The sequence below is a fragment of the Winogradskyella pacifica genome, assembly GCF_003386275.1.
In the GTDB taxonomy this organism is placed as follows: domain Bacteria; phylum Bacteroidota; class Bacteroidia; order Flavobacteriales; family Flavobacteriaceae; genus Winogradskyella; species Winogradskyella pacifica.
In genome coordinates this window covers 221,051-235,692 of the sequence record NZ_QREI01000002.1, presented here as the reverse complement: position 1 = coordinate 235,692, position 14,642 = coordinate 221,051, and the positions used below count along the sequence as shown (strand labels likewise).

Here is a 14,642-nt window from a genome sequence, read left to right as displayed (position 1 = left end):
AAAAGTAGTAAAATATATGACACCCTCAATAGTTTGAAGGTTGTTGAATTTTACCGAGATTATATCACACTGTTTTTAAACCGACATAAAAACCTCAGAAACAGAAATATGTATTTTTGGCACGCTGTTTGTTTTATACTAAACGAGTTTAATTTAAAACCCAATTATTATGAAACGAATTATATATTTATTTGCAGCCTTAGTCGCTATAAGCACAACTGCATTCGCAACCAGCACAACAACATCAGAAGCAGAGGCTTCAATTAATAACAATGTGAGAGGTTATGGTAATTCTTTCATATTTGATGAAGCCGGAATTGAGTTTTCCGTTTTTGCAGATGGTCAGTTTGATTTCTATTTACCAAATTATGGACCCGATGTAAGTGTAGGAATTAATACTCCTGGGTTTAGCTTGAGTTTTAACTCTGGATACGATTATAATCCTTATATACAATATGATAGTTTTGGTGCTATTATTCAAATAGAAAACACACCTATCTATTATGATTATTACGGACGTGTTAACCAAATCGGTAACATCTTTATTAACTACAACACTTTTGGAAGAATCAGTAACGTTGGTGGACTAAATGTGTACTACAGAAACAATGTATTTTATAGATACGATGGCTTTATTAACATATATAACAGATCTTACGTTTATAGACCTTGGCACCAATTTTATGCGGTACCACATATTAATTACAGTATCGTACATGTAAATCCATACAGACAGCATTACACCCCTGTAAGACATATTTATTATAGACCTTATACGAACAATGTAAGACATTATAATATTGGAAGACGCGATAATGGTTATGCGGTAAGAAGAACTACTACAACAACTAGAACAAGTATCAGTTATGCTCAAACTCCAAGAAACAGTAGAGAGCGTAGTATTAGAACACAAGCACAACGTAATAATACGACAATTGCAAGCACAAGAGCTACACGTTTAAGAGATAACAATTCAACTGTTACTAGAACTACAACGACGCGTAATACAACTGCAACACCTGCACGTTCTGCGACGAGAGTTTCAACAACTACAAGAACAGCAACCCCTCGTAATAGTGCAACAACGAGAACGAATACTAGGGTCTCAACTCCAAGTAGAACACTTACCCAGCGTTCCACTAGAGTTACACCTACGAGAAATACAAATGTGACTAGAAGCAGTTCTTCTGTGTCTAAAACTATAGAACGAGGAAATAGTTCATCAGTTAGAAAACCAAGTGTTACTAATTCTCGTATATCTACTAAAGCAACATCACAAAGCTCAAGAAAAAGTAATGTGACGCAAAATAGAACAACGAAATCGGCTGTAAAAGCAAGATCAAACACAAGTAGTAGAACGAGCAACCAAAGTTCTACAAGATCTAACTCAAGTCGATCTGGAGGATAAAAAGTTTTTTTGGTTGGTTAGAAGTTCCCGTATATAGTATGCCTCAAAGCGCTTTACGGGAATTTCTTTTATAATAAAACATCTAAAGTTTTAGGTGCTTTTTTATTTGTAGTGAGATATCATCTGAGACGTTCATTTTATAAATCAACATAAAATAAATGAGGCTTATTAATCCAGATTTTAAAATGATATTAATAATTGGATGAAATGGAAAATCCCAAAAGTAAAATGCAAACGACAATACAATCAATGCCAAAATAATCTTAACTGAACCAGATGTAAATGGCAGCATATTAAATTTTCGTTTTACAAATACAATTTTGATTGTATTATAAATGAATACCGCTAAAAATGTTGCAAAAGCAGATCCTTCAATGCCATATACAGGAATAAAAACCGCATTCAACACAATAGCCATAATAGCAAGTAATACTCCAAAAAATAACACCATTCTGTAATAATCACTGTTAAATAATATAGCATTATTATTCCCCAAACTGTTGTCATATAGCTTAGCCAGACTTACAATTAAAACCACAAAAAGTCCACCTGTAAATTTCTCTGGAAGAATTTCATATAGCTGATTAATGTTTAAAATAATGAGCAGAAAAATAAAACCACTAACTACTAAAAGCGTTATTGAGCTTCTCTTATATAAATCTTCTAAAGCAACCTTGTCCTTTTCATTAAGATACTTTGCTGTTAACGGTAACATAATTTGATGCATGGCACGTTGTGGAACGGCAATCACAGTAGCAATAAAAATAGCCACACTATAATAAGCCACCTGCTCAATATCTGGTAAGATTAAACCAATCATAAATTTATCAATATCTAGAATAAGCATCGCCACCGAACCTGCGATAATCATTAGTGCTGAATATTTTAATATTGAAAATTGATTTTCTAATTTTTGAAACTTTAACTTCGGAAATCTTACTGAATAGGCATACAGTTTCATAAGCACCATACGTAAGACATAAACGGCAACGAGTGCGTTAATAAATTGCGCAACCGATAACCAATCTAAATATACCGCAAAAAGTAAAAACATAATGCAAACGCGATGAAATATCTCTTTCATTAAGTTTCCAAAAACGGTTTGCATTTGCACTTTTGTCCAAGCAAAAAAGATTTCGAAATAAGCCATTGCCACAGCCAAAATAAAAATATGCCAGATATAACTTTCTACAATTTGGTTTTCGTTTGAAAGCCAATCAACAATTAAATCATAAGCAAAGTAGCCTATAACAACCGTTGGAATTATAAACAATAAGGGCAAAAATAACATCAGCGTTAAAAAGCTATTGATACTATTTTTAGTTTTGAATGTCGAATAAAATTTCACAATGGCATTATGAACACCAAAGGCCATAAAAGGCATCATAATATTAGCCGCTGAAAGTAGAAAGGCAACTAAACCATAATATTGATCCGTTAAAAAATTAGTGTAAAGAAAAAGTGTATTAATAGCTCCAATACCAAAGCCCAAATAGGTTGTAATAGTATTTTTAAATGATTGACTTAAAACGATTCCCATAGTGAAGCAAAATACGATTAATTAAGTTTAAAATTTTAATATGCCACTAGAAAACACCCCCTCAAACCCACTCAAGGGGACATTCCTATCAATAAACTTTTGAGTATTGTTCCTTTGAGTAAACTTTAGACTCGATTTAACAAACCTGCTAATTTTTCAGTCAAGGCTTTGCGACTGTACGGTTGTAAACCAATAGCATTTACTTTTAATGTATTACTTTGAAAAGCTTCGAAATAGTTTAAAAGTTGTGACTTTAATTCGGCTTTCTGCTTATAGTTAAAATACGTTCCTGTATTTGTAGATTTTATGATTTGTTCTACATCAGCATCTTCTGGACCAATGGCTAATATGGGTGTTTCTGAGATTAAATATTCAAAAACTTTTGCTGCAATAATGGCTTTGGTATCTTCAGAATCAATTTCAATTAATAACAGTAATTGTGATTTCATTTGAAATTGTAATGCTTCATCATGACTCACATACCCCACAACTTCTAAATGATTCTTTAAACCATTATTATGAATCGACTCAATAACATCATCACTGACCACACCTATTAATTGTAATTTAAATGCTTCAGAAAAAGCTTCATTTTCTTTAATTAATTCCGAAAGTGTTTCCCATAAAACCACAGGATTGCGTTCTGATAATAACGATCCAATGTGTGATAAGGTAAAGTGCTCATCTTTCCCTTCTACTCTTACTGAATGTGAATCATAACCATTCGTAATAACCGAAATCGGTTGATTCGTTTTAGTTTGAAATTCGTTTTTGGTATGGTTACTAGTCACTATAATTTCATCAGCTGCATTTAGAACGTTTTGCTCTAAGTCGATGTGCTTTGCTTTTGAGGAGTTCGTTAATTTTAAATCTTTATGATAGCCAATGGTAGTCCAAGGATCTCTAAAATCCGCGAACCATTTTATACCTAATCTTGCTTTTAACTGTAAACCAATTAAATGTAAACTATGTGGTGGACCAGTTGTAATTATAGTTTCAATGTGATGTTTTTGGATATAATCTGACAAGAACGAAACTGAAGGTTTTATCCAGTTTTTTCGCGCATCAGGGATAAAAAAATTACCTCTTACATAAAGCATTGTTTTTTCTATCAACGATTGCTTTTTGGCTTTAGGAATCACACCAGAACTAATTTTCTTCGACTTTCCTTTAGAAAATAAACTCGCCAAACCATAAGGTTCGCTGATCGGTTGCCTTATAATAGTAATAGTATCTGAAATTTCATTCACCAAACTTTCATCCATAATAGGATAGTTTGGGTTTTCAGGACAATACACAATGGGTTCTATATCAAACTCAGGTAAATACTTCACAAATTTTAACCAACGCTGCACGCCTGGCCCTCCTGCTGGTGGCCAATAATAGGTTATTATGAGTACTTTGTTTTTCATCCTGAATTCCTACGAAGATAGGAATCTAATTAATTAGTCTACTATAATTGAAATGAGTGAATCATTTTTAAATATCAAAAATGTATTATCTAAGAACAACGTATCTCCTTTTTTATCAACTCTGATATGAGCGTGATTTAGATTTAAGAAAGACTCTATTTCATTTTTATCATATAATCTTTTTGATGCTATTTCTCCTATTACATGAGTATCTGACTTTAAAAACACAAAATTTATTTTCTCAAAAGCTAACTCCACTTTTAATGAATTTGTTTTACCAAATTGATAAATTATGAGAACAATTGAGAACACAAATAAAATCCAAAAACTTCTTTTATAAGTTAATTTCATAACATGAAAGATTAATATCAATTATTCTTCCTACGCTTTATCTCATAAAACAATCCACCTAAAAGAAGTAATCCTAATAAAACAGAACTCGCTAAAGCCACTTGACTTCCTGTTTCAACAACTTGTGGTTCAAACTTAAATTCTATGGTGTGATTGCCTTCTGGTAATTCTAATGCTCTTAGAACATAATTTACTCTTAAATGTGGTACTAATTTACCATCTATGTAAGCGTTCCAACCTTGAGCGTAATAGACTTCAGAGAACACAGCTAGACCTATATTGCTATTATTAGATTCGTATTTTAAATGATTTGGCTTGAATTCTTTTAATTCAATTGAAGCTATAGAATCTACTTGATAGCTCGTTTTTAAATTATATTCAGCCTGAACCGTTTGCTCTAAAACAGCTGTCGTCTTCGTATTTAAACTATCTAAAGCTACAATTTCTTTATTAGCATCTGCAACGACATTCAGTTGTGAAACAAACCAAGCATTACCATTAGCTTCAGTATTGGTATAAGGAAAAATTTGACCTTGATCTTCTGCAATGATGTATTTTGTGTTAAGCATGTTCAGAACATTCATGTTGTTTTTATACACGTGAAACTCTAACAACTCATTAACACGTCCTAATTTAGCCGCATGATAACCAAACAATGAATTATGAAAATAGGCAGACCTTGCAGGTTTACGCTGTCCTTCACTAGACATGTCTAAAACTCTAAAATGACTCTTATCATTTAAGATTTCTAAATCAGCACTAGTTGGCTGGTAAGGTTTATCTACTTTTAAGGCAGATACAAAATTATCATTATTAACGTATTCTCTATCTACCGTAACTAAATCAAAAAGAATTAACACAGCGAATACCACCACGACTAAATTTTCGGACAATTTCTTTTTTAAGAACATAAAAATGGTTCCTGCTGAAAGCAATACTAAAACCAAAGCTCTCAACGTATCTGCAGTCATTAATGCTTTACGGTCTTCAATTACAGCATCAATAAAAGGTTGTCCATACGCGCCAATATATTGATCATCTCTAAAGCTTTCAAAATCAAATAGAAAAGATTTAAATACTAAAAAGATTAAAGCTAAACCTGCTGTGATTGCAACTGAATATTTTAAGGCTTTTAGTTTTTCTTCATCCTTCTGAAAATCATTAAACAAACGCGATAATGCGAAAATCCCTAAAACCGGAATACACAATTCTAAAATCACTTGGATAGAACTTACGGCTCTAAACTTATCATATAATGGAACAAAATCAATAAAGAAATTAGTTATAGGATTACTATCTGGTTGAGGGTTTTCCACAAAAAACCAATTTTTCCCTAATGATAATATCCACGATAATAATGTGCCACCTAAAAGCCACCATTTCAATCTCCCTTTTACTAAAAATAAACCCAAAACAAAAAGGAAAATAATTACAGCACCTACATAAGCGGGTGCTTCAACGATGGTTTGATCTCCCCAATACATTGGCGCATTTCTTGCGCCATCTAAGGCATCAATTGGAGAAGCTCCTAAATCAATATAAGCGTCATAAGTATTAGAGTCCTTACCTACATCTTCAGAGTTTCCTCCACCCATAAATTTTGGAATAAAGAGATTGAAAGATTCTAGAATACCATAGCTGTATTCTGTAATATATTCCCTGCTTAATCCTGACGTTACCTCTTTAGGAGATCCATCAACATTTATGGTTAAATCGCTTTTACCTCGTGTACTTTCTTTAACATACTCTTGGGTCGCCATAATATTTGTAGCGTTTAATCCAACAGCTAAAATGGCAGCTACAGAAAGTAATCCTACAGACTTAAAGAAATGTGGCAATTGTTGTTTTTTGTAAGCATCTACGAGATAAGCCAATCCTAAAACTAAAACCAATAATAGGAGATAATAAGTCATCTGAAAATGATTCGTTACGATCTCTAAACCTAAAGCAATAGTTGTTAAGAAAAACCCGAGTATGTATTTCTTCTGAAACGTGAGAACAATTCCGGCTAACACCAAAGGCATATAAGCAATGGCATGTGCTTTAGAGTTATGACCAACACCAAGTATAATAATGAGGTATGTTGAAAACCCGAAAGCTAAAGCTCCTAAGGCGGCAAGTTTAAAATCTACTTTTAGTGAGAGTAGTAATATGTAAAAGCCTATAAAATATAAGAACAGATAATCTGCTGGTCTTGGTAAGAATCGTAAGGTTAAGTCGAGTTTTTTAATATAATTGTGCGGATATTTTGCTCCTAATTGATAGGTTGGCATACCACCAAACGCACTATTGGTCCAATAGGTTTCTTCTCCTGTGGTTTTGGCAAACTCTTTTTGTTGTTCTGCCATACCAATATAGTGCATAATATCACTTTGATTGATTTTTTTGCCTTGTAAAACAGGACTGAAATAGGCTAAAGATAATGCGACAAATCCTACTAAAATTAAGACATGCGGTATTAAACGTTTTATAGAAAATGACATGTGAATGCTTTAAGTTGAATGATTCTGAAAAGTAGTTATTTTTTTTGAAACATTGTGTAGGATTCCTTTTTACAAAAGAATTCTATTCATCAATTTCCTCGTAATCAATATATTCGCCCACTTTCTGGTTAGAAGAACTATTATTGTTAGGCATTTTATCGATTATCGTTTCACCTTCCTTTTGCTTTTGTTCCTGTCTTTGTTGATTTGGGTTTTGGAATCCACCAAATTGGCCACCAAACTTTTCCTCAGCTTTCTTGGCCACAAACTTCAACAATAACGGAGCAAAAAGACGTGCTAATATCTTAAAGCCAAAGTAAACAAGTAAAATAATTAATATAGTTCTCAGTAATCCCATGGACTAAGCTTGTTGTATGATAAACATGTTATAATATTCAAAAATACAATTATACTCATTTATAATCCGATATTATTCCTTAAAAAAACTATAAAATATCTATATTTGACTTCAATCTACAATAGACCTATAGGTTTTAAATCCATATATAATGCGAATACTCAAATCCATATTAGTTTTAATTCTTGCCTTTAGTTTTAATTCTACCTACGCCCAATATACTGAAGTAATTAACTCTAACCGACCTGGAGTATCTAAAAGTGCCTTTTCTGTAGGAACAGGAGTTGTACAGTTTGAAACTGGCGCCTATACCGTAAAAGAAGAGCATGCGCTTGCCAATTATGAAGTTTCAGGGTTTGGTCTTGATTTTGCACTGAGATATGGCTTATTATTTGAAGAGCTAGAATTATCGCTTGATGGCATTTATCAAAATGATAATATCACTTATAATAATGCTACAATTCCTCTTCCAGACAAACGCTCTAATTTTAAAAATTTCACTCTTGGAGCAAAATATCTGGTATATGATCCTTATAAAAATGCAGGAGAAGAAAAGCCAAATTTATACAGCTTTCACGCTAACAATAAATTCAGCTGGAAATCCTTAATACCTGCCGTTTCTATTTTTGCAGGCGCAAATTTTGACGCTAAAGACAATCCTTATACTGCCCCAGACATTGAAGGCTTTAGTCCAAAGGTAATGATTGCAACACAGAACAATTTTAATGGTGGTTGGGTTTTTGTAATGAATTTAATTAAAGATAGAATTGGAACAGACCAGTCTGATTTTCAATATATTTTTACACTAACACATTCATTCACACCACAATGGGTTGTCTTTGGAGAAGCGCAAGGCATTGATAGTGATTTCTATGCTGATAATATTTTTAGATTTGGAGGTGCTTACCTTTGGACTAAAAACTTTCAGTTAGATGCTAATCTTGCCTTTAACACTAAAGATACACCAACTGTTCTAAATATCGCTTTCGGAGCGTCGTACCGTTTAGATTTCCATCAAGATAAAAAGATAGATAACGGTAACGGCAGTGATGGTAATTTCAAGAAAAAGAAGAAAAAGGAAAAGAAAATAGATGATTTCGATTCTTAATTTATAGCGTTCCTAACTACATGATAACAATTAAAGAAGCCACATCAAAAAAGGACTTAAAAGCATTTGTTCGGTTCCCTTTTAAAATTTATAAAGATTCTAAATATTGGGTACCACCAATTATAAAACAAGAGTTAGAAACCTTTAATAAAGACAAAAACCCAATCTTTAAAGATGCTGAAGCCCGATTTTTCTTGGCTTATAAATCTGGTGAGGTTGTAGGTAGAATTGCAGCGATTATCAATTGGCTAGAAGTCGACAAGCAAGGCATAAAGAAAATGCGTTTTGGTTGGTTTGACTTTATTGACGATTTAGATGTTAGTAAAGCGTTATTAAATACCGTTGAAGATATAGGAAGAGAACAGCAATTAAGTTATGCTGAAGGTCCTGTAGGCTTTTCTAATTTAGATAAAGTCGGTGTAATGACCGAAGGTTTTGACCAATTGGGAACAATGATTACGTGGTATAATCATCCTTATTATATTAACCATTATAAAGAACATGGATACCTTATTGAAAAAGAATATTCAGAAAACAAGTTTCCTTTTGAAAACGTAAAGCCAGAGTTCTTTAAAAAAGCACAAGAACTCATTAAACGTCGTTATAAATTAAGAGCGCTTCAGCTTACAAAAACAGAAGAAGTAATGCCTTATGCAGATCGTATGTTCGATTTGTTTAATGAGAGTTATTCGTCTTTATCCTCTTTTGTTGAAATTACAGATATTCAAAAAGAATATTTTAAAAAGAAATTTATCAGCTTTATTAACCCGGAGTACATCAAATTTGTAGTGGATGAACATGATAAATTAGTTGGTTTTGCTGTTGTTATGCCACGGTTTGCACAAGCGTTACAAAAAGCAAATGGTAGATTATTTCCCTTTGGATTTACACATATCCTAAAAGCTAAAAAACACAGTAAAGACGTTATTTTTTACTTAATAGGTATTCATCCCGACTATCAAAACAAAGGTGTTCATGCCGTTATTTTTAACGAATATTACGAAACCTTTAAGCAAAAAGGGATAGAGACATGTTATAGAACTCCAGAACTTGAAGATAATATTGCCATTAAACAAATATGGAAACATTTTGACCCTAAAGTATATGCACGACGCAAAACATTGCGAAAGGACTTATAGCTATTAGTTGTTGGTTGTTGGTTGTTGGTTAAACAAAAAAAACGATCATCACTTAAATGTGATGATCGTTTTTTTGCTTATTAAGTGAATTAACTATTCACCCATAGCAGCAATTAAAGCTGCTGACATTCTTTTATAAGTACCGTTTACTAAACGTTCTCTAATAGCATCAAAAGCATCTAATGTTTCTTTTACATCTACTAATGTATGTGTAGCCGTCGGAATCATTCTTAATAAAATTAATCCTTTAGGAATTACAGGATAAACTACTATAGAACAGAATATTCCGTAGTTTTCTCGTAAGTCTCTTACTAAAGCCATTGCTTCAGGAATACTTCCTTTTAGATACACAGGAGTTACACAACTTTGTGTTGTTCCGATATCAAAACCACGCTCTTTTAAACCTGATTGTAAGGCATCAACTATTGTCCAAAGATTCGCTTTAAGCTCTGGCATTGTACGCAACATGTCTAAACGTTTTAATGCACCAACAACAAGCTGCATTTGTAACGACTTAGCGAACATTTGAGAACGTAGGTTATATTTTAAATAATCTATAATTTCTTTATCAGCTGCAATAAACGCACCTGTACTTGCCATAGATTTTGCAAAAGTTGCAAAATAAACATCGATGTCATCTTGAACTCCTTGCTCCTCACCTGCTCCAGCACCTGTAGCGCCTAAAGTACCAAATCCGTGAGCATCATCTACAAAAAATCTAAAGTTAAATTTCTTCTTAAGCTCAACAATCTCTTTTAAACGGCCTTGTTCTCCTCGCATTCCGAAGACACCTTCAGAAATAACTAAAATCCCTCCCCCTGTTTGCTCTGCCATTTTTGTAGCACGCTCTAAATTTTTCTCTAAGCTTACGATATCGTTGTGCTTATAAGTAAAACGTTTACCCATGTGTAAACGCACACCATCAATAATACAAGCGTGTGCATCAACATCGTAAACAATAATATCATCTTTAGCTACCAGAGCGTCAATGGTAGATACCATTCCTTGATAACCAAAATTTAATAAGTATGCAGCCTCTTTATTAACAAAAGCAGCTAATTCGTTTTGTAACTGCTCATGTAAATCTGTGTGACCAGACATCATACGTGCTCCCATAGGGTATGCAGAACCGTACTTAACACCAGCTTCCCCATCTACTTTTCGAACTTCTGGATGATTGGCTAAACCTAAGTAATCATTGATACTCCAAGTAATAACATCCTTCCCTTGAAACTTCATTCTATTAGAGATTTCACCTTCAAGCTTTGGAAACACAAAATAACCTTCAGCCTGAGCTGCCCATTTTCCAAGTGGTCCTTTATCTTTATAAATCTTTGCAAATAAATCCTTCATGCACGCATACTTTGATATTAAAAATTGGTTCTATGCTTAGAAAGCATAAAACCAACGATTAATAATTGTTAATTTATCTAGTTAGTGTCTGCAAAATTAGGTAATAATATTATGAATGCATAATTTATTTAGTGAAGTATTCACAAGTTATAAACCGCTTTATTCAACATATTTCACTTAATTATTCTGCAAAAAAAAGCCTATTACAAATTTGGCAATAGGCATATGTTTTTTTTAATTATAATCTATTTTATGTACTCTATAGTTGCTTGTACAACACTTTTAGCATCAAAAAAGCCTTGATCTTCCATCCACTTGTCATTATAGACTTTACTCATATAACGCGATCCATGATCTGGAAAAATCACTACAACTTTATCCGTTGACTTAAATTCACCTTCTTCTTGTAATTGTTTAATCGCTTGCATTGCTGCACCACTTGTATAACCTACAAAAAGACCTTCAGTATTTGAAATTTCTCTTGCCGTATGTGCACTTTCTTCATCTGTAACCTTGATAAACTTATCAATTAGATCAAAGTCCGTAGCCGTAGGAATCAAATTCTTACCTAAACCTTCAATTCTGTAAGGATAAATTTCTTTATCATCAAACTCACGTGTTTCGTGGTAGCTCTTTAAAACAGAACCGTAAGCATCAACACCAATAACTTTTACATTTGGGTTTTGCTCTTTTAAATACTTTGAGATTCCAGAAATTGTTCCTCCTGTACCACTACAAGCAATTAGGTGTGTAATTTCACCACTTGTCTGATCCCAAATTTCTGGACCGGTAGATTTGTAATGTGCATCAATATTTAATTGGTTAAAATATTGATTGATATAAATAGAACCTTTATTCTCTTCGTGTAAACGTTTTGCAACTTCGTAGTAAGAACGAGGGTCATCTGCTTTTACATGTGCGGGACACACATAAACTTTTGCGCCCATAGACTTTAACATGTCTATTTTGTCTGCAGATGATTTAGAGCTTACAGCCAAAATACATTCGTACCCTTTAATAATACTAACCATAGCAATACTAAAACCGGTGTTACCAGAAGTCGTTTCTATAATTGTATCACCAGGAGTCAAAATACCTCGACGCTCAGCTTCTTCTATAATATGTAATGCAATTCTGTCTTTTGAAGAATGACCTGGATTAAACGCTTCTACTTTGGCATAAAACTCACCATCGAAGTCAGCAGTCATTCTATTTAATTTGATTAAGGGCGTGTTACCTATTAGTTGTAACACATTATCAAATACATTTTTGTTTTGCTTCATAAATAAAATTTTTCAGTAACTAATCAAATTATTAGACACCTAAAACCTCGCAAAAGTAACATTTTTTTTTGATTTAACTGGATATTCCTTCTAAATCAAGTAAAAATGCAAACTCTTCCGCGTCTTCTTTTAAGCTTTCAAATCGTCCGGATGCACCACCATGACCCGCATCCATATTCGTTTTTAAATACAATTTATTTGCGTCTATTTTTAAGTCTCTAAGTTTGGCTACCCATTTCGCTGGCTCCCAATACTGCACTTGCGAATCGTGAAGCCCTGTTGTAATCAACATGTTGGGATACGCCTTCGCTTCTACGTTATCATAAGGAGAATACGATTTTATATAATCATAATAGAGTTTATCATTTGGATTTCCCCATTCATCATATTCACCAGTGGTTAACGGAATAGAATCATCTAACATCGTCGTAATAACATCTACAAAAGGTACCGCTGCAATAATACCGTTGTATAATTCTGGTGCGGTGTTAATTATAGCACCCATTAACAAACCTCCTGCACTGCCTCCCATAGCATATAAATGTTGAGACGACGTGTAACGCTCTTTTATTAAATGCACCGAACAGGCTATAAAATCTGAAAATGTATTTTTCTTGTTTAATAACTTTCCATTTTCATACCAATCACGGCCTAAATATTCTCCTCCTCTAATATGTGTAATAACATAAATAAATCCACGATCTAATAAGCTTAATCTAATCGTCGAAAAATAAGGATCCATTGTAGAACCATAACTTCCATAAGCGTATTGTAATAATGGATTCGTTCCATCTTTTTTAATGCCTTTACGATATACAACAGACATTGGGATTTTAGTACCATCTTCAGCAGTTGCCCAGATACGTTCTGAAATATAATTGTCTTTGTCAAAATTCTTATCTAAAACCTCTTGCTCCTTTAATACCGTTTTAGTTTTAGTACGCATATTAAACTCAATAACCGAAGACGGAGTTGTCATGGCATTATAACCATAACGTAATATTTCAGTATCAAAATCTACATTGGTACCTGTATATGCTGTATAAGTTTCATTATCAAAAGGTAAATAGTAATCTTCACTTCCGTCCCAACGTTTTATTCGTATTTCGTTTAAGCCGTTTTTACGCTCAGAAATCACTAAATAATCTTTAAAAATATCAATGCCTTCTAATAAAACATCATCTCTATGCGCTATGACTTCTGTCCAATTTTCAACTTTAGTATCAGTTTCTAAAGTCTTCATTAATTTAAAATTGGTCGCTTTGTCCTTATTCGTCAGCATATAAAAGTGATTATCATAATGCGAAATGCTATATTCTAAACCTCTTATTCTTGGTTGAAAAACTTGAAACTTACCTTCAGGGTTATCCGCATCTAGAATATGATATTCATTCGTTAGCGTGCTATAACACGCAATAATAATATACTTTCTAGATTTTGATTTGTAAACCGCCGCTCCAAAAGTATCATCTCCTTCTTCAAAAACAAGTTCATCATCAGAATTGTCTCCTAAGCGATGTTTATAAACTTGAAATGCTCGTAAAGTAACCTCATCCTTTTTGGTATAAAATAAAGTGGCATTATCATTTGCCCAGCTTGAAGAACCTGTCGTATTTAATACACGATCTAAAGCCACCTCGTGTGTTTTTAAATTCTTTACATGAATCGTGTAATTACGTCGTCCTGTGTTATCAATTCCGTAGGACACTAATTTATTATCTGGACTAATACTTATACCAGCTAATTTGAAATAAGGTTCACCTTCAGCCATGACGTTACAATCAAATAACAACTCTTCAGGATTATCTAAACTGTCTTTTTTACGTGTGTAAATTGGGTAATCTTTTCCTTTTTCGAATTTGGTGATATACCAATAGCCATTGTATTTATAAGGTACAGACGAATCATCTTCTTTTATTCTAGCTTTCATTTCATCAAATAAATCTGATTGAAAATCCTTTGTATGAGCCATTTCAGAATCGCAATACGCATTTTCAGCATTGAGATAATCGATCACTTCTGGATGCTCTCGGTCCTTCATCCAAAAATAATTATCAACACGAACATCTCCATGTTTTTCTAATTGATGTGGAATTTTCTTGGCAATAGGAGGATTGATATCCGAATTTTTTATCATTTGTTATGAAAATTTAGTCTAAAAAGAGGCGCAATTTAGTAATTTTGTATCTGAATAAATTAAAAGATAA

Annotated in this window: 11 protein-coding genes; 3 read left to right on the top strand and 8 right to left on the bottom strand. The window is 33.1% G+C overall.

The window, feature by feature from the left end:
• The first annotated feature begins 169 nt into the window (after window positions 1-169).
• A complete protein-coding gene (locus tag DFQ09_RS05265; protein WP_115808615.1) occupies window positions 170-1,408 on the top strand; it encodes a hypothetical protein in 1,239 nt (412 codons plus the stop codon).
• Between the two features lie 82 nt (window positions 1,409-1,490).
• On the opposite strand, the gene DFQ09_RS05260 is transcribed toward DFQ09_RS05265, so the two are convergent.
• The 5 genes from DFQ09_RS05260 to DFQ09_RS05240 all read right to left on the bottom strand — a co-directional run bounded on the left by DFQ09_RS05260 (window position 1,491) and on the right by DFQ09_RS05240 (window position 7,552).
• Entirely contained in the window at window positions 1,491-2,948 is a 1,458-nt protein-coding gene (locus DFQ09_RS05260) for an oligosaccharide flippase family protein (protein ID WP_115808614.1), read from the bottom strand.
• Window positions 2,949-3,073: 125 nt separating this feature from the next.
• Window positions 3,074-4,360, bottom strand: a complete 1,287-nt coding sequence (locus DFQ09_RS05255; protein WP_115808613.1) for a glycosyltransferase — start codon at window positions 4,358-4,360, stop codon at window positions 3,074-3,076.
• 33 nt (window positions 4,361-4,393) lie between these two features.
• A complete protein-coding gene (locus tag DFQ09_RS05250; RefSeq protein WP_147298324.1) occupies window positions 4,394-4,711 on the bottom strand; it encodes a hypothetical protein in 318 nt (105 codons plus the stop codon).
• A 17-nt stretch (window positions 4,712-4,728) separates the two neighbouring features.
• Window positions 4,729-7,194: a YfhO family protein gene (locus DFQ09_RS05245; protein ID WP_115808611.1), complete on the bottom strand. Its 2,466-nt coding sequence runs from the start codon at window positions 7,192-7,194 to the stop codon at window positions 4,729-4,731.
• Window positions 7,195-7,276: 82 nt separating this feature from the next.
• Window positions 7,277-7,552, bottom strand: a complete 276-nt coding sequence (locus DFQ09_RS05240) for a DUF4834 family protein (RefSeq protein ID WP_115808610.1) — start codon at window positions 7,550-7,552, stop codon at window positions 7,277-7,279.
• 151 nt (window positions 7,553-7,703) lie between these two features.
• Between DFQ09_RS05240 and DFQ09_RS05235 the strand changes: the two genes are divergently transcribed.
• Together DFQ09_RS05235 and DFQ09_RS05230 are read left to right on the top strand one after the other, a co-directional pair.
• Window positions 7,704-8,660: a transporter gene (locus tag DFQ09_RS05235; RefSeq protein WP_115808609.1), complete on the top strand. Its 957-nt coding sequence runs from the start codon at window positions 7,704-7,706 to the stop codon at window positions 8,658-8,660.
• Window positions 8,661-8,680: 20 nt separating this feature from the next.
• A complete protein-coding gene (locus DFQ09_RS05230) occupies window positions 8,681-9,799 on the top strand; it encodes a GNAT family N-acetyltransferase (RefSeq protein ID WP_115808608.1) in 1,119 nt (372 codons plus the stop codon).
• A 93-nt stretch (window positions 9,800-9,892) separates the two neighbouring features.
• Here DFQ09_RS05230 and DFQ09_RS05225 read toward each other — a convergent pair whose 3' ends face one another.
• The 3 genes from DFQ09_RS05225 to DFQ09_RS05215 all read right to left on the bottom strand — a co-directional run bounded on the left by DFQ09_RS05225 (window position 9,893) and on the right by DFQ09_RS05215 (window position 14,572).
• A complete protein-coding gene (locus DFQ09_RS05225) occupies window positions 9,893-11,152 on the bottom strand; it encodes an aminotransferase class I/II-fold pyridoxal phosphate-dependent enzyme (RefSeq protein ID WP_115808607.1) in 1,260 nt (419 codons plus the stop codon).
• Between the two features lie 245 nt (window positions 11,153-11,397).
• Window positions 11,398-12,435, bottom strand: a complete 1,038-nt coding sequence (locus DFQ09_RS05220; protein WP_115808606.1) for a PLP-dependent cysteine synthase family protein — start codon at window positions 12,433-12,435, stop codon at window positions 11,398-11,400.
• A gap of 73 nt (window positions 12,436-12,508) precedes the next feature.
• Complete coding sequence (locus tag DFQ09_RS05215) at window positions 12,509-14,572, bottom strand: S9 family peptidase (RefSeq protein ID WP_115808605.1); 2,064 nt, start codon at window positions 14,570-14,572, stop codon at window positions 12,509-12,511.
• Between the last annotated feature and the right edge of the window lie 70 nt (window positions 14,573-14,642).